The organism is Catenulispora subtropica (assembly GCF_039531675.1).
Classification (GTDB): domain Bacteria; phylum Actinomycetota; class Actinomycetes; order Streptomycetales; family Catenulisporaceae; genus Catenulispora; species Catenulispora subtropica.
Genome location: NZ_BAAAQM010000102.1, coordinates 1 through 15794, shown reverse-complemented (window position 1 = coordinate 15794; position 15794 = coordinate 1). Strand labels below are relative to the sequence as shown.

15 protein-coding genes are annotated in these 15794 nt (G+C 72.3%); 9 read left to right on the top strand and 6 right to left on the bottom strand.

Translation table 11 applies throughout. From position 1 onward, the window contains the following. On the top strand, positions 1-409 hold a 409-nt coding region (locus ABD466_RS43590), incomplete at its 5' end, for a DUF6542 domain-containing protein (protein ID WP_344663204.1). Positions 410-419: 10 nt separating this feature from the next. Then, complete coding sequence (locus tag ABD466_RS43585; protein ID WP_344663203.1) at positions 420-980, top strand: hypothetical protein; 561 nt, start codon at positions 420-422, stop codon at positions 978-980. Positions 981-1045: 65 nt separating this feature from the next. Here ABD466_RS43585 and ABD466_RS43580 read toward each other — a convergent pair whose 3' ends face one another. Further along, on the bottom strand, positions 1046-2044 hold the full coding sequence (locus ABD466_RS43580) for a 4-hydroxy-3-methylbut-2-enyl diphosphate reductase (protein WP_344663202.1): 999 nt from the start codon (positions 2042-2044) through the stop codon (positions 1046-1048). A gap of 107 nt (positions 2045-2151) precedes the next feature. Between ABD466_RS43580 and xseA the strand changes: the two genes are divergently transcribed. After that, on the top strand, positions 2152-3384 hold the full coding sequence (gene xseA / locus ABD466_RS43575) for an exodeoxyribonuclease VII large subunit (protein WP_344663201.1): 1233 nt from the start codon (positions 2152-2154) through the stop codon (positions 3382-3384). Here xseA and ABD466_RS43570 read toward each other — a convergent pair. Then, the gene (locus tag ABD466_RS43570; protein ID WP_344663200.1) at positions 3359-3856 is read right to left on the bottom strand and encodes a GNAT family N-acetyltransferase; all 498 of its coding nucleotides are present in this window, start codon (positions 3854-3856) and stop codon (positions 3359-3361) included. The genes xseA and ABD466_RS43570 overlap by 26 nt on opposite strands. A gap of 22 nt (positions 3857-3878) precedes the next feature. Here ABD466_RS43570 and ABD466_RS43565 point away from each other — a divergent pair, with 22 nt between their 5' ends. Next, on the top strand, positions 3879-4133 hold the full coding sequence (locus tag ABD466_RS43565; RefSeq protein WP_344663199.1) for an exodeoxyribonuclease VII small subunit: 255 nt from the start codon (positions 3879-3881) through the stop codon (positions 4131-4133). 29 nt (positions 4134-4162) lie between these two features. Here ABD466_RS43565 and ABD466_RS43560 read toward each other — a convergent pair whose 3' ends face one another. Then, entirely contained in the window at positions 4163-4750 is a 588-nt protein-coding gene (locus tag ABD466_RS43560; protein WP_344663198.1) for a DUF4245 domain-containing protein, read from the bottom strand. Between the two features lie 146 nt (positions 4751-4896). Between ABD466_RS43560 and glpX the strand changes: the two genes are divergently transcribed. Continuing rightward, positions 4897-5919 (top strand): class II fructose-bisphosphatase, encoded by a 1023-nt coding sequence (glpX, locus tag ABD466_RS43555; protein WP_344663197.1) that lies wholly within the window; start codon positions 4897-4899, stop codon positions 5917-5919. A 104-nt stretch (positions 5920-6023) separates the two neighbouring features. Continuing rightward, positions 6024-8090, top strand: a complete 2067-nt coding sequence (locus ABD466_RS43550) for an MDR family MFS transporter (protein WP_344663196.1) — start codon at positions 6024-6026, stop codon at positions 8088-8090. A gap of 93 nt (positions 8091-8183) precedes the next feature. On the opposite strand, the gene ABD466_RS43545 is transcribed toward ABD466_RS43550, so the two are convergent. Then, positions 8184-10037 carry a cell wall-binding repeat-containing protein gene (locus tag ABD466_RS43545; protein WP_344663195.1) on the bottom strand — a complete coding sequence of 618 codons (1854 nt, stop codon included), beginning with the start codon at positions 10035-10037 and terminating at the stop codon, positions 8184-8186. Between the two features lie 90 nt (positions 10038-10127). Between ABD466_RS43545 and ABD466_RS43540 the strand changes: the two genes are divergently transcribed. Further along, positions 10128-10550 carry a DUF3052 domain-containing protein gene (locus ABD466_RS43540; protein ID WP_344663194.1) on the top strand — a complete coding sequence of 141 codons (423 nt, stop codon included), beginning with the start codon at positions 10128-10130 and terminating at the stop codon, positions 10548-10550. A gap of 74 nt (positions 10551-10624) precedes the next feature. On the opposite strand, the gene ABD466_RS43535 is transcribed toward ABD466_RS43540, so the two are convergent. Further along, positions 10625-11185, bottom strand: a complete 561-nt coding sequence (locus tag ABD466_RS43535) for a hypothetical protein (RefSeq protein ID WP_344663193.1) — start codon at positions 11183-11185, stop codon at positions 10625-10627. Between the two features lie 142 nt (positions 11186-11327). Here ABD466_RS43535 and ABD466_RS43530 point away from each other — a divergent pair, with 142 nt between their 5' ends. Further along, positions 11328-13601 carry a LuxR C-terminal-related transcriptional regulator gene (locus ABD466_RS43530; protein ID WP_344663192.1) on the top strand — a complete coding sequence of 758 codons (2274 nt, stop codon included), beginning with the start codon at positions 11328-11330 and terminating at the stop codon, positions 13599-13601. A 27-nt stretch (positions 13602-13628) separates the two neighbouring features. Continuing rightward, positions 13629-14474, top strand: a complete 846-nt coding sequence (locus ABD466_RS43525) for an LLM class F420-dependent oxidoreductase (RefSeq protein WP_344663191.1) — start codon at positions 13629-13631, stop codon at positions 14472-14474. Between the two features lie 60 nt (positions 14475-14534). Here ABD466_RS43525 and ABD466_RS43520 read toward each other — a convergent pair. After that, positions 14535-15794 (bottom strand): ABC transporter permease (locus tag ABD466_RS43520; RefSeq protein ID WP_344663190.1); only part of this gene is annotated, 1260 nt, incomplete at its 5' end.

Genomic DNA, 15794 nt, shown 5'->3' with positions numbered 1-15794 from the left:
GGCCGCCGCGCGCGGGCCGAAGCGGCGCCGGGCCCTGACGGCGTGGGGCGTGCTGCTGACCGTCACCGGCCCGACCGTGCTGGCCGCGGCCCTGGACGCGACGCTGACCGGCGGCGTGCACTGGATCTTCGGGCTGGTCTTCGTGGCCTCCGCGTTCCACGCCGCCACCCTGGTGCGCCGCCGCGACCTGCTGGCCGGCGTGATCGTGCCGCCGCTGGCCTACAGCGCCGGGCTGTTGACCGCCGTGCAGTGCGGGGTGTTGAACGCCGGGCACGGGATCGCGAACCACCTCGCGTCGCTCGGCGCCCTGCTCGCGCTCAAGCCGCGGCCGCTGTTTCTGGGCACCGGCCTGGCCGCGGCGCTGATCGCGGCGCGCTGGGCCGGGACGCGGAGCGGCGCCAAGCGGTAGCGCCGGCGTCGTGAACGGGGAGATCTGGTTCGAGATCGACTCCGGCGGACGGTTCCCGCTGGACGACTACGGCTGCCGGTTCCTCGCCGGACTGCGGCGCGCGGCGCTTTCGTGGGATCCGCTGGGCGTGATCGCCTTCGACTCCTGGGCGCTGGCCCTGGCCGGGCCGTCGGTCCTGGCGCTGCTCACGGTGCCCGAGGCCGACCCGTTCGGTCTGCAGCTGCGGCTGGCGGCCGGGGAGTTCGGCGGCTACTGGAGCGACGACTGCGCGATCTGGGAGGACTACGCGCCCGGCGCGCCGGGATACATCAACGTGCGGGATCCGCGGGCCGCGCCGGAGGACATGGCGCTGCGCGCGGCGGAGTGGATCGCGGCGCAGCTGTCGCGGCCGCTGGCGCTGGAGGTGCACCGCGGCTCAGGGCTGGGCTGGCGGCGCCGGACGTGGGTGTTCGGCGACACCGGTGAGCGGACGCCGTGCTGCCGGAGCTGCCGCCGGCCGGTGTTCCCCGGGGCGAAGCCTCGGCGGGGCGAGACGGTGGTCGCGCCGTTGCGGGGAGCGGTGCCGGTGTAGCGGGGCCGGGGTCCTGGGCCGGCGCCGCTCCGAGGAACGGCGCCGAAGGAGCAGGCCGGCGGCCCCTACCCCGCGTTGTGCACGATCTCGCCGGCGTCCCGCATGTCCTTGCGCAGCTCCGGCGGCAGCGCGAACAGCAGCTTCTCCTCCGCCGAGCGCACGAGTTCCACGGTGCCGTAGCCGCGCTCGGCCAGCCAGGCCAGCACGCCGTCGACCAAGTCCTCCGGCACCGAGGCGCCCGAGGTCACGCCGACCGTGGTGACGCCGGCGAGCCACTCCTCGCTGATCTCGGAGGCGAAGTCGACCAGGTGCGCGGCCCCCGCGCCGGACTCCAGGGCCACCTCGACCAGGCGGACCGAGTTGGAGGAGTTCTTGGAGCCGACCACGATGACCAGGTCGGAGTCGGCGGCGATGCGCTTGACCGCGGTCTGCCGGTTCTGGGTGGCGTAGCAGATGTCGTCGGACGGCGGGTCCAGCAGCAGCGGGAAGCGGGCGCGCAGCCGGTCCACGGTCTCGGTGGTCTCGTCCACCGACAGCGTGGTCTGCGACAGCCAGGCCACCTTCGCCGGGTCGCGGACCTCGACCCCGGCCACCGCGTCCGGGCCGTCGACCAGGATGATGTGCTCCGGCGCCTCGCCGGTGGTGCCGACGACCTCCTCGTGGCCCTCGTGGCCGATGAGCAGGATGTCGTAGTCCTGCTCGGCGAAGCGCACCGCCTCCTTGTGCACCTTCGTGACCAGCGGGCAGGTGGCGTCGATGGTCTTCAGGCCGCGCGCGGACGCCTCCTCGTGCACGATCGGCGCCACGCCGTGCGCCGAGAACACCACGGTCGCGCCCTCGGGCACCTCGTCGGTCTCCTCGACGAAGATCGCGCCGCGGCTCTGGAGGGTCTGCACGACGTGCTTGTTGTGCACGATCTCCTTGCGGACGTACACCGGGGCCCCGTAGAGCTCCAGCGCCTTCTCCACCGTGACGACCGCGCGGTCCACACCGGCGCAGTAGCCGCGGGGTGCGGCGAGGAGGACGCGGCGGGCTTCAGGTGCGGAGGCGTTCATGGCTCCCATGGTAGGCGGCCCTTAGCGCTCCCCGGTCCTAGATCGGCCTTGTCCACAACTTCGCCACACCCGAACGGCACCTCACAGCGTCCCCGCCGATGGCTAGGCTCCTCCCCATGGCTATGCAATCCTCGGCCGAGCAGCCGATCCCCGTCCGCCAGGTGTCCGAAGCGGTGGGCGGGTGGATCGCCAAGCTGGGGACGATCTGGGTCGAGGGGCAGCTGGCCCAGATCAACAAGCGTCCCGGCTCCCAGATGGTGTACCTGGTGCTCCGGGATCCCTCCGCGGACGTCTCGATGCAGGTCACTACGTTCCGTCGGGTCTTCGACACAGTGGTGCCGCCTCTTACGGAGGGTGCGCGGGTCGTCGTCTACGGGAAGCCAGACTTCTATGTCCCGCGCTCTACCTTCTCCATCCGCGCTGAAGAGATCCGACAGGTGGGGCTCGGAGAGCTGCTCGCGCGGCTGGAGATGCTGAAGGCGAAGCTCGGGGCAGAGGGTCTGTTCGCTCCGCAGCGGAAGAAGCCCCTTCCCTTCCTGCCGCGCTGTGTGGGACTGATCACAGGGCGGGCTTCGGCCGCGGAACGCGACGTCCTGGAAAACGCCAAGCGCCGGTGGCCCGGAGTGCGGTTCAACGTGATCAACACGGACGTCCAGGGGCCCAAGGCGGTTCCTCAGATCCTGCCCGCGCTGGCCAAGCTGGACGCCGATCCCGAGGTGGACGTCATCATCATCGCGCGCGGCGGAGGCTCGGTGGAGGACCTGCTGCCGTTCTCCGACGAGGCGCTCATCCGCGCGGTCGCGGAGTGCGACACGCCGGTCGTCTCGGCCATCGGCCACGAGCCGGACTCGCCGATCCTGGACCTGGTCGCGGACTTCCGGGCGTCGACCCCCACCGACGCGGCCAAGCGGGTGGTGCCGGACGTCGCCGAGGAGATGGACCGGGTGGCGGAGCTGCGCCGCAACGCGTGGCGGAGCGTGGCGCGGATACTGGAGCGCGAGGCCATGGGGCTGGCGGCGTTCCGGCAGCGGCCCGTGCTGGCGTCGCCGTACTCGATGATCGACGGGCGGCGGAACGACCTGGAGGAGCTGACCCGCCGGGCGCGGGCCAGCGTCGGGCACCGGCTGGACCGGGCGGCCGACGACCTCGGCCACACGCTGGCCCGGGTGCGGGCGCTGTCGCCGATGGCGACGCTGGAGCGCGGGTACTCGATCGTGCTGGGGCCGTCCGGCCACGCGGTGCGGGCCGCCGACGAGGTGACGGAGGGGGATGCCCTGGACATCCGCCTCGCGTCCGGCCGGCTGGACGCCGCGGTCACCGCAGTTACTCCTGGGGAGCCCACCACGTGAGGGCGACGCCGCCGGGGTTGTCGAAGCCGAGCTCGCGGTAGAGCGCTTCGCCGTATTCGCTGGCGTGGAGCTCCACGCGGGGGACGCCCTGGGCGATGTACCAGTCGAGGAGGGCGCGCATCACCAGGCGCGAGTAGCCGCGGCGGCGATAGCGGTCGTCGGTGCAGACGCCGTACACGTAGCCGGACAGGCCGGACGGGTTCCGGTAGCTCGGCAGCCGCTCGTCGACCGCGCCGACGGCGGAGGCGGCGAGCCCGTCCCCGTCCGGCGCGTCGATCACGAAGCACACGGTGCCGGCGCCCTCCCCCGCCTCCAGCCACGACCGCGCTTTCTTCAGCGCCGCGAGGTGGTGGACGTCGTCCGCCGGCGGAGCCTCGATCCCCCACACGGCGAACGCCATCTGGTGCCGCAGCCGGATTATCTCGTCCTCGTCACCGGGCACCGCCCGGCGCGCACGCACATCAACAGTCACAGCCGGAAACTATCCTGAACGCATGGCGAACGAGACGACCAGCACCCCCGGCGAGACGCCCGACCTGTCCCACCTCGGCTACGAGCAGGCCCGTGACGAGCTGATGGACGTGGTCCGCCGCCTGGAGACCGGCGGCCTGACGCTGGAGGAGTCGCTGGCGGCCTGGGAGCGCGGCGAGGCACTGGCCAAGCACTGCCAGGCGAAGCTGGACGGCGCCCGCGCGCGGCTGGACGCGGCGATCGGGGCCGGGTCCGGGAACGGCGACGGGGAGGGCTGAGCTGGAGCCTTTTCAGGCCGCTCAGACGGCTACTTCAGATCCCCCGCGAAGCTCGTGAGCTCCGCCACACCGACCGTCCCCGACACGACCACCCCGACCGGCCCGGCGGCCGCCGCGGCCGTGCTCCCGGTCGGCGGTGTCGTCCGTACCAGCGCGTGCCGCTTGCCGTCCGGGGTGGCGTACACCTGCCAGTCGAACCCGCCGGCCGACACCTTCCCGGCGGCCCCGCTCACCTTCGTGGCGTCGGGGGCCTGGGCCTCCAGCACGGAATCCACCCCCTGGCCGCCGCTGACCTGGTCCAGGGCCACGTACTGCTTCTCGGGCGTGAGGAAGCCGAGTTCCCAGCGCAAGCGCTCACCGGGGGTGAAGTCGGCGTGGACCGAGGTGGCGCGCCAGCCGGCCGGGACCGGCGTCGGGGCCAGGGCGGTGAACGGCAGGTCCGGGTCCCGGCGGGCCTGGTCGAGCGGGATGGTGTAGTCGACCGTCTGGGCCGCGTCCTCCGGCTTCTTGGAGTCGTGCGGGAACCACTTCACGATCGCCACGATCGGCAGGGAGATCACCGCCATCGACAGGATCATGTCCCGGACGGTCTTCTTCAGCGGGGAGACGCGCGCCATGGAGATATCGTCGCATCCGTCCCGGTGGCGCAGGGCATGGGCCCCCTCGCCGGTATCGGGTGCACGGCTGTGTAGATACGATCTCCCTCGACAAACCTCGTGAACCGCGACGTCGCGGATTACCCTCCTCGAGGAGTTCCTCACTCATGAACGCCGCAGTCCCGCAGGCGAACGACTCCACATCCCACGAAGCCCCCGACCGCAACCTGGCGCTGGAGCTGGCCCGGGTCACCGAGGCGGCGGCGATGGCCGCCGGGCGGTGGGTCGGCAAGGGCGACAAGAACGCCGCCGACGGCGCCGCCGTCAACGCGATGCGCAAACTGATCAACACCGTGTCCATGCGCGGCGTGGTGGTGATCGGCGAAGGCGAGAAGGACCACGCTCCGATGCTGTTCAACGGCGAGGAGGTCGGCGACGGCTCCGGGCCGGAGTGCGACGTGGCCGTGGACCCGATCGACGGCACCACGCTGACCGGCAAGGGCATGCCCAACGCGCTGGCCGTGATCGCGGTGGCCGACCGGCACAGCATGTACGACCCGTCCGCCGTGTTCTACATGGAGAAGCTGGTCACCGGGCCGGAGGCGGCGGACGTCGTCGACATCACCGCGCCGGTGGCCGAGAACATCCGCGCGGTGGCGCGGGCCAAGCGCCGGGAGCCCGGTGACGTCACCGTGGTGGTGCTGGACCGGCCGCGGCACGATGGGCTGGTGGCGGAGATCCGCGAGGCCGGCGCCCGGATCAAGTTCATCTCCGACGGCGACGTGGCCGGCGCCATCATGGCCACCCGCGGCGGGACCGGCGTGGACCTCCTGATGGGGATCGGCGGCACGCCCGAGGGCATCATCGCGGCCTGCGCCATCAAGTGCCTGGGCGGCGTGATCCAGGGCCGGCTGTGGCCGAAGGACGACGCCGAGCGGCAGAAGGCCGTCGAGGCCGGGCACGACCTGGACCGGGTCCTGCTCACCGACGACCTGGTCTCCGGCGAGAACTGCTTCGTGGCGATCACCGGTGTCACCGACGGCGAACTGGTGCGCGGCGTGCACTACACCGGCGGCGGCGCCACCACCCAGTCGCTGGTGATGCGCTCGAAGTCGGGCACGGTGCGGAGGATCGACTCCGAGCACCGGCTGGACAAGCTGCGACAGTACAGCGCGGTGCCGTTCCACTAGAGGTGAGCAGGGCCGGAAGGCCCTAAGGCCTCGAACACACGGTCGGCTCACCCGTTCGACGCACACCCGCAGCAGCGCCACCCGAACCGTGGTGAGCTGGTGCGGTGAGTGAAGAGTCGACAGCGGCCGGTTCCGGCGGAGGACGCCACGCGGGCGCCTCCGCCGGTCCGCACGACGAGGTGGGCCTGGTCTTCGCCGGCGTCATGCTGGGCATGCTGCTCGCCGCGCTGGACCAGACGATCGTCTCCACGGCGCTGCCCACCATCGTCTCCGACCTCGGCGGGGCCAACCACATCTCCTGGGTGGTCACCTCGTACCTGCTGGCGTCCACGGCGCTCACCCCGTTGTGGGGCAAGCTGGGCGACCAGTTCGGCCGCAAGCGCGTCTTCCAGATCTCGATCATCGTCTTCCTGGTCGGCTCGGCGCTGTGCGGCATGGCGCAGAACATGGGCGAGCTGATCGCCTCCCGCGGGCTGCAGGGCGTCGGCGGGGGCGGCCTCATGGTGCTGTCGATGGCGCTGATCGCCGACGTGGTCCCGCCCCGCGACCGCGGCAAGTACCAGGGCGTGATCGGCGCGGTGTTCGGCGTGGCCAGCGTCATCGGGCCGCTGATCGGCGGGTTCTTCGTCGACCACCTGAACTGGCGCTGGGTGTTCTACGTCAACCTGCCGGTGGGCGCCGTCGCGCTGGTGGTCGTCGGGGTCGGGATGCGCACCCACCACGCGCACCGCAAGCCGGTCATCGACTACCTGGGCACGTTCCTGATCGCCGCCGCGGCCAGCTCCCTGATCCTGGTCACCAGTTTCGGCGGCAGCACATGGGCGTGGAGCTCCTGGCAGGTGATCGGGTGCACGGCGCTGGCGGTGGTGCTGCTGATCGGCTGGTTCTTCGCCGAGAAGTACGCCAAGGAGCCGGTGCTGCCGTTGCACCTGTTCACGAACTCGGTGTTCAGCATGTGCAGCACCATCGGCTTCGTGGTCGGGCTGTGCATGTTCGGCAGCCTGACGTTCCTGCCGCTGTACCAGCAGATCGTGCACGGCGCCACGCCGACCGCGTCGGGCCTGCAACTGCTGCCGCTGATGGCCGGGGTGCTGATCGCCTCCATCGGCTCGGGACAGCTGATCAGCAAGACCGGCCGCTACAAGATCTTCCCGATCTGCGGCACCGCGGTGATGACGGTCGGCGCCTGGATGCTGTCCCGGATGACCGACACCTCCACCACGTTCTACAACGCGATGGCGATGCTGGTGTTCGGCCTCGGGCTGGGCTTGGTGATGCAGGTGCTGATCGTCGCGGTGCAGAACAACGTGGACTACGAGGAACTGGGCACGGCCACCAGCGCGGTGACGTTCTTCCGGTCGATCGGCGGGGCGTTCGGGGCCTCGCTGTTCGGAACCGTCTTCAACAACAAGCTGACGTCGGAGCTCAAGGACGCCGTGGCCTCCGGGACGGTCAACCCGGCGTTCCCGTTCCAGAAGGCGGTCGAGGACCCCACGCTGATCAAGCAGTACCCGAAGAGCGTCACGCAGCCGTTCCTGCACGTGTACGCGCATGCGCTGCACTATGTGTTCCTCTACGTGATCCCGTTGTGCGCGCTGGCGTTCGTGCTCTCGCTGTTCCTGCGCGAGGTACCGCTGCGGACGACGACCCGCGGCACCGGCGCGGCGGAGGCGGCGACCGGCCCGACGCAGCGTTCGTCGATCGACGAGCTGGAGCGCGCGCTGACCATGCTGTCGAGTCGGCAGAACGTGAAGGAGCGTTACGCGCAGACGATCGCCAAGTCCGGAATCGACATCTCGGTGCCGGAGGCGTACGGCCTGTTCCGGCTCAAGCAGCACGGCCCGACCCGGATCGAGGACATCCCCGCGCTGCTGAAGCTGTCGATGGCGGAGATCCGGCCGCACCTGGACGCGCTGGTGACCACCGGCCGCGCCGCGATCGAGGGGCGGCCGCCGCACGAGACGCTGGTGATGACGGAGGCGGGCGAGGCCGCGGCGGACGCGCTGTGCGCCGCGCGGCGGGCGATCTTGACGGAGCAACTGGACGGATGGTCGCCGGAGCAGCATGCGGAGTTGTTGACGATGCTGCGGCAGTTGGCTGACTCGTCGTTGGACCAGGAGGACAAACACTTGTGGGAGGAGTCGGAGTCGGAGCCGGCGGTGGGGTTGTAGAGGTCCGTCGACACGACGAAGCGGCCTGGCAAGAACTGCCAGGCCGCTTCGTTCGAGCGCTGACTGGCGCTGACTGGCGCCGACAAGCGCCGACTACAAGCTGGCGAAGACCGCGTTCGACACGGCCGCGGTCCCACCGAACACCGCGCCGACGTCGATCGAGCCGCCACCGGCGGCCTCGTCGCTGAGGAACCCGCGGGTCGCCGCGGGCAGCGACTTGGGGTCGGTGAGCAGCAGCGGACCGTCCAGCGTGCCCATCGCCGCACCGCCGGACAGGGCGTCGGCCCACGTCAGGCCGGTGGCCAGGCCGTAGACGTGCGGGGTGCCGGTGGAGCTGAAGAACTGCCGGGCGACCAGGGTCGCGGTCTCGTAACGGTCCTTCCCGACCAGCGTGTCGAGCTTCAGGTTGCCGGCCGGGACGGTCGCGCCGAGGGTCTTGGCCGCCTTGTTCGCCGCGCCGCCGACCGGGTAGACGTTCGCGCCGGCCGGTGTGCCGGCCCAGGTTCCCAGGAAGGAGGACGTGGCGGCGGGCATCTGCGCGTCGTTGGTCAGCACCAGCACCGTGTCCGGGGTGGCGCCGGCCGCGGTGCCGGCGGCGAGGGCGTCCGGGAAGTTCTGCGCGGTGGCCAGCAGCACCCGCTGCACCGCCGGGTTGCCCTTGGCGTCGCGCATGTCCGTCGCCATGGCGGAGGCGATCGCGGTCGCGGTCGTGTACCGGTCGCTGCCGGCCAGGCGCTTGGGGGTGAAGCCGAGGTTCTGTACGGCCTTCTCCACGCCGGACGACAGTGCCGCTTCGCCGCCGAGCAAGTAGACGGTGGCGCCGCGGGGCAGTGTGCGGGTCAGCTCCGCGGCGGTGGCCTTGTCCAGCGCGGCCGTGGAGCTGAGCAGCAGCGGGCCGCCGAGGTGCGCCGCCAGCGCCGAGCCGCCGAGGGCGTCGGCGAAGTAGTCGGAGCGGGTCAGGACGGCCGTCTTGGCCAGCGGGCGCTTGTCCCCGGGGGCGTAGAAGTCCGCCGGGTCGCCGGTGGTCTTCGGCCACAGTTGCTGCGAGACCGCGACGGCGGTGCCGATGCGGTCGTTGCCGGCCCAGCGGACCGCGTCCTTGGCGGGGTCGAACGCGACGTGCGAGGTCGGGGCCAGGTCCACCTGGTTCTCGTCGACCTTCAGCGTGGTCGAGCCGTAGGTGCGGGTGACCTCCGACATGTACTGGTGGATCCGCTGGTGCTTGGCCCACAGCGAAGCGGGCACGTACGGGTCGTTGGTCGTCGCGTTGAAGTTCGCCTGGTCCGCGGTGTAGCCGGCGATGTCCACGGCCGCGATCTGGGTGCGCAGCGCCGGGTCCGCGGCGGCGTCGCCGATGGGGCTGCGGTCGGTGGCCGGGTTGGCGGAGTTGCCGTAGAGGCCGAGCTTGTAGCCGGTGCCGCTGAGGGCGTTGCCGAAGGACTTCAAGTAGGTGGTGACGGCCTGCGCCGTGGCGGCCTCGTGGTACGGCTCCATGTCGACGAAGATCGTCGCGTCGTTGCCGAAGCCCAGCTGCTGCATCTGCTTGACGGCGTCGGCGGCATCCGTGGCACCCAGCGCGGCCGGATCCGCACCCGGCGCGATCAGCTGAGGACCCTGCTTCCCGGCGTAGATCGCCCACATCGCCCAGCCGGTCGCGGCCTGGTGCTGCACCCATTCAGCCGTGTAGCCGCCGGAAGGCGAGCCGGCGTTGCCGCACAGGTAGCTCGATCCACCGATGTAGACACCGACACCGCGGTATGGCGAATGCGCGTACCAGTCATCCATCTGTGCGTCGCTCGGCGCGGCGCAGGCGTCGAAGCCCTTGCCGCTGAAGGCGGTGTTGGGCGTGACCGCGGCGTGTGCGGACGAGGCGCTGAGGCCGGCGAGGCCGAGCGAGCCGAGCGAGGAAGCAGCTACGGCGGTGGCTGTCAGGCGGATGCGCTTCACGACAATTCCCTCCCGTTAGGTGCCGACCAATCTAGACGCCTTGATGTCGACTACGGGTCTCAGGGGTTGAGGGTTCGTCATAATCGGCGGGTGACCTCCCCACAGCCCTCCGGCTACTCCGGAACTCCGCTTCCCAAGAAGCTCGGGATCAAGGCCGGGCATCGCGTGCTGTTCCACGACGCTCCCGACGGGTTCGATCCGCGGCCGCTGCCGGAGGACGTGGCGGTGGACCGCGTCCCGGACGCCGGGCCCTACGACGTGATCCTGGCGTTCGTCCCGGATCGGGCGGCCCTGGCGGAGGCGTACGCGACGCTGCCGGCGAAGATGGTCAAGAACGGCGCGCTGTGGATCTGCTGGCCGAAGAAGGCTTCGAAGATCGAGACCGACGTGAGCGAGAGCGTGGTGCGCGATGAGGCACTCGCCCTGCCGGCCGGACTGGTCGATGTGAAGATCGCGGCCGTCGACGCGACGTGGTCGGGGCTGAAACTGGTCTACCGGCTCGAACGCCGCTAGACACCACGAGCCCCGGCGCCCGATGGGTGCCGGGGCTCGTGGGTCCCCTCAGCGGGAGCAGCGCTCCGCCGATGTCAGCTCTCGTGGTGCGAGTCGTACTCGGTGTGCTCGTCCTGCTCGAAGTGCGTGTCGGTCTCGCTGCCGTTCGGACCGGTCTCGGTGTGCGTGTCGATCTCGGTGTGCTCGTCGTGCTCGTAGTGGACGTCGTCCTCGTGGTGCCGGCCGTGGTGGCCGCCGTGGTCCTCGTGGTGCGTGTCGGACTCGGTGTGCTCGTCGTGCTCGAAGTGCGAGTCGTCCTCGTGCTCGTGACCGTGGTGGCTGGTCTCGTGGTGCTGGTCGGACTCGGTGTGGCTGTCGTGCTCGTAGTGCGAGTCGTCCTCGTGGTGGTGCTGGACGTGGTGGTCGTGGTGCAGGGCGTGGTGCGCGCCGCCGAAGCCGGTCTTCGACAGGCGGGTGCCCAGACGGCTCGGCGCGGCGGTGCCGGCCTCGACGCGGACCGCGCGCAGGCGGCCGGCCTCGTCCTCGGTGAGGCCGTTGGTGGCCGCGAACCCGTCGGGGTCGGCCATCACGGACTGCGCGAACTCGGTGTCCATCGCCATGCGGGCGACGATCTCGCGGTACTTGGCCTCAGACATTGCTGCGGCCCCCCTTCTTCTCCCCCTGAGCGCCGGCTTGGCCCGGTCGCTTTCGTTTGTGGTCTCATCACTATTGAGCCCCAGGATCGAGTTGGCGGGATCCGGCCTTTCCCTAGTGCTTTCCGCCAGTAGGCTGAATCGCATGCGGCAGCCCGTGCAGTCCCTCCTCGAGCACGCGCGGAACGGCCGAGGCGGCGCGCTCCTGCTGGGCGGGGCGACCTCGGCGGAGCTGGCCGCCGTCGGCGGCCCCGGGTTCCCCGTCGACGGCTTCCGGGTGCTGCGCGCGGCCGGGTTCCAGGCCGAGGCGGCACTGGCCTTCGCCGGCCTGGCCGACCTGGTGCGGCCGCTCGCCGAGGGCGGATCCGAGTTCGACCTCGCCGCCGGCGGCCCCCATCTGCTGGGGACGGCGGTGGCCGACCTGGTGACGCGGACGGCGTCCGGCGGGCCGGTGCTCGCGGTGGTCGCCGACGCGCACTGGCTGGACCCGGAGTCGGCGGCGGCGATCGCCGTGGCCGTGCGCGCCACGGCGCGGGTCCCGGTGGCGTGGGTGCTGGGCGTCGACGACGTGCGCCGCAGCCCGTTCGGGACGCTCGGCGCGGTGACCGTCCCGCTCCGGCGCGTGGCCGCGGCCGAGGCGCTGCCCGCGGCGACGAACAAGGCGCTCCTGGTCCTCGCGGCCAGCGCCACCGGACACGTCGACGAGGTCGGCGGCGCCCTGGACCGGCTGGGGCTCCACGTCGGGGACCTGGCCCCGGCCGTCGCCGACGGCGTGGTGGAGGCCACGGGATCGGGCTGGCGCTTCCGCGACCACGGCGTGGCCACCGCCGTCTACGGGAGGGCGACGCCGGCCGAACGCCGGGCGACCCACGCGGCCTTCGTCGAGGCCATCGCCGAACTCCGGTCGGCGGAGAACGGCGAGATCCTGGCCCGGCACCTGGCCGGCGCCGCCGCGGCCACCGACGCGCACGCGGCCGAGGCTCTGGGGCGGGCCGCCGACGGCGCCCGGATGCGCGGCGCCCTGGAGGCGGCGCGGGCGGCCTACGGGCGCGCGGCGAACCTGTCCCCTGATTCGTCCGCGCGAGCCCGGTGGCTGGCGGGCGCGGCTGACAGCTCTCGGTTGCTGGGCGATCTGGGCGGCGTGGGGCGCGCGATCCGCGAGGCCCGGATCCTCACCGACGAGCCGTCCGTCCACCAGCGCCTGGACCGGATAGCAGCACGCACGTCCGCGGTGCGGACCGTGCAACCGGACATCAAGAGCCTGCTGGAGCCCGGCACGCCCGGCACCGCGATCGGCCTGATCCTGACCGGACGCGCCGCCGAAGCCGAGGCGATGCTCGGCCCCGCGGTGGCCGCGGCGCTCCTCGCCGACCCCCTCGACCTGGGCCCGCTGACGCTCCCGGCGATCGCGGCCGGGGCGATGTGGACGGGCGACGGCGGCGGGGCGGCCGCGGTGCTGGACCGCTCGATCGCCCTGCTGCGGGCCTACGGCGCGACCGAGCACCTGCCGTCGCTGCTCATCGTGCGCGCCGAGGCCGGCTTCCGGCTGGGGCACTGGCCGACGGCCCGCGACGACGCGGAAGAGGCCGCGGCCCTGGCCTCGCAGCTGGGGCAGCAGCCGGTCCGGGCCGTGGCCCGCGGCCTCGCGCTACGGGTCAGTTCCCTGATGGGCGCCCCGACCGAGCCCGCCTCGGCCCTGGAAGCCGAGTCGCTGGGCGCCGAGGCCTACGCGATGTGGTCGCGCCACGCGGTCGGCACCGCGCACCTGGCCGAAGGCCGGTGGCGGGAGGCCGCCACGGCCCTGGGCGGTGTCGCCGACGGCCTGGAGCGTCTCGGCGTCCGCGAGCCCTCGGTGCTCCCCGTGGCCGGAGACCTCGTGGAGGCCGCCCTGCGCATCGGCGAGCTGGCCCGCGCCCGCAGGACCGCGCAGCGCGCCCAGGAACTCGCCGCCGGGTCGTCCTCGACGGTGGCGCGCGCCGTCGCGGAACGCTGTCTCGGCCAGGTCGGTGAGGCGCGGTCGGCGAAGCCGTGTTTTGAGGCGGCCTTGAGGTTGCACGCCGAGACCGGCGACCGTTACGAGGAGGCCCGCACCCTGCTGGTCTACGCGCGCCTGGACGGGGACCGGACGCGCCTGGAAGCGGCGGCCGACCGCTTCGCGGCACTGGGCGCGTGGCCGTGGCTGGCCCGGGTCGAGGCCGAGCTCAGCGGGGGTGCCAAACCGGTCGACGACACGCTGGCGGCGCTGACGGCGCAGGAGCTGCGGGTGGCGCGGCTGGCCGCCGGCGGGGCGACGAACGACGAGGCCGCGGCCGCTCTGGGCATCTCGCCGCGCACCGTGGAGCAGCACTTGGGCGTGGTTTACGCGAAGCTGCACATCCGGCGGCGTGCGGAACTGGCGCGCTTACTCAAGGACCTGTAAGACCCCCGATGCGGTAGGACTGGAGGCATGGCGACTCTCCGCATCGGCATCAAACTGAGTCAGCACGCGACCATCGACGAGTACAGGCAGGTCTGGCGCATCGCCGACGAGGCCGGTTTCGACCACGTCTGGAACATGGACCACTTCGCCACCATCAACGGGCCCGACGACGGCGACATCTTCGAGGCCTGGACCACGCTGGCCGGCGCGGCGGCCCTGACCACGCGGGTCCGCATCGGCTGTTCGGTCACCGGCAACACCTACCGGCACCCGGGCGAGCTGGCGAAGATGGCCGTGACCGTCGACCACCTTTCCGGCGGCCGGCTGGAGTTCGGGATCGGCTCGGCGTGGGCCGAGAACGAGCACACGATGTTCGACCTGCCCTTCGGCACCGCCGTCGACCGGGCCGACCGGCTCGAGGAGGCCCTGAAGATCCTGACCTCGTTGTGGACGCAGCCGCGGACGACCTTCGAGGGCAAGCACTACCGGCTGAAGGACGCGGTCGCCGAGCCGAAGCCGGTGCAGACGCCGCATCCGCCGATCTGGATAGGCGGCAGCGGCCGCAGGCGCACCCTGCGGATGGCGGCGGAGTACGCGGCGGTCTGGAACGCGGCGGGCGGCGAGCCCGCCGCCATCGCGGAACTCTCCCAGGTGCTGGACCGGCACTGCGCCGACGTGGGCCGCGACCCGGCCACGATCCGCCGCTCGGTGCAGCTGCGGGCCGGCGACGACGCCGAGGACCTGCTGCGCCGGGTCGAGGAGTTCGCCGCGATCGGGATCGACGATCCGCTGATCGTGCTGACCGGGGAGAACGCGGTCCAGCGGGCCGAGTGGGTGGCGGCGCTGCTGCCGCGGATGCGCGAGATCGGCTGACGGCTGAGACGGCCGGCGGACACCCCCTCGGGTCCGCCGGCCGGGCCTTCCCCCACCCGATCATTCCTGACCGATCGCCGCCAGCACGTCGAGGCGGGCCGCCCGCCGCGCCGGGCGGGAGGCGGCCAGCACGCCCGCCACGGCTCCCGCGGCCAGGATCACCGCCAGCATCCCCGGCGACGCCGCGAAGCCGATCGCCGTGGACGAAGCGGCCGCGCGGACCAGCGTCCAGCCCAGGAACGTGCCCAGGCCGACGCCGCCGAGCGTGCCGAACAGCGCCACCAGCAACGACTCCCAGCGCACCAGGGATCGAGCCTGGTGCCGAGTGAGTCCGACCGCTCGCAGCAGTCCCAGCTCGCGGGTCCGTTCGTGCACCGACAGCGCCAGGGTGTTGGCGATGCCGGCGAGGGCGATCACGATCGCCAGCACCAGCAGCACGTAGGAGATGGTCAACACCACGTCCACGCCGGAGGCCTGCGAGTCGGCGAACTGCTGCCGGTCCTGCACATCCGGGCTGCCGTAGGGCGCCACCGCCGCCGTCAGCGCGGCCCGCCCGGCGGCCACCGGTGTCCCCGGCGCCAGCTTCACGATGACCTGGGTGTCAGTGACCTGATCCGCATGCTGCGACCACACGGCCGCGTCGATCAGGTAGCTCTGGAACGAGCCGCGCGGACCGTAGACGAGGCCGACCGGAACAGTCGTCGTGCTCCCGTCCGGATACATCACGGAGACGGTGCTGCCGAGCGGATGGGTCTTGGCTTCCTGGTCCGAGACGCCCACCGCGTGGCCGCCCGCCAGGGCCGCCACGGACCCGGCGCGCACGTCCAGGGACACCGCCTGGCTCAGGCTTCCCGTGTCGGCGAAGGTGACGCTCGTCGACGATCCGCCGATCGACGCCGTGCCCTGGCCGATGCCCACGGCCGCCGCGACCTCCGGCAGCCGTCCCAGATCCGAGGCCAGCTGCGGGCTCAGCCCGCCGCCGCCGAAGGCCGGGGAGGACACCGCCAGGTCGCCGACGAACGACCGGTCCACATCGTCCTTCAGCGACTGCTTCACCGACGTGGCGAACACCGTCAACAGGGTCACCACCGCGACGCCGACCATCAGGGCCGTGGCGGTCGCCGACGTCCGGCGCGGATCCCTTGCCGCGTTGCGCCGCGCCAGCACGCCGGTGGTGCCCGCGAACCGGCCGCCGGCCGTCACCAGCGAACCCAGCACCCGCACCGCGGCCCGGGCCGCGACCGGGCCGAGCAGCACGACGCCGACCGTCGTGGCCGCCGCCCCCGCTCCGGCCGCCGCGACCGAGCCGCCGGCCACGGC

Coding starts and splice junctions, on each gene's coding strand:
- ABD466_RS43580 (WP_344663202.1), bottom strand. CDS start 2,044: ATGGGAGCCATGAACGCCTCCGCACCTGAAGCCCGCCGCGTCCTCCTC.
- xseA (WP_344663201.1), top strand. CDS start 2,152: ATGGCTATGCAATCCTCGGCCGAGCAGCCGATCCCCGTCCGCCAGGTG.
- ABD466_RS43565 (WP_344663199.1), top strand. CDS start 3,879: ATGGCGAACGAGACGACCAGCACCCCCGGCGAGACGCCCGACCTGTCC.
- ABD466_RS43560 (WP_344663198.1), bottom strand. CDS start 4,750: ATGGCGCGCGTCTCCCCGCTGAAGAAGACCGTCCGGGACATGATCCTG.
- glpX (WP_344663197.1), top strand. CDS start 4,897: ATGAACGCCGCAGTCCCGCAGGCGAACGACTCCACATCCCACGAAGCC.
- ABD466_RS43535 (WP_344663193.1), bottom strand. CDS start 11,185: ATGTCTGAGGCCAAGTACCGCGAGATCGTCGCCCGCATGGCGATGGAC.
- ABD466_RS43530 (WP_344663192.1), top strand. CDS start 11,328: ATGCGGCAGCCCGTGCAGTCCCTCCTCGAGCACGCGCGGAACGGCCGA.
- ABD466_RS43525 (WP_344663191.1), top strand. CDS start 13,629: ATGGCGACTCTCCGCATCGGCATCAAACTGAGTCAGCACGCGACCATC.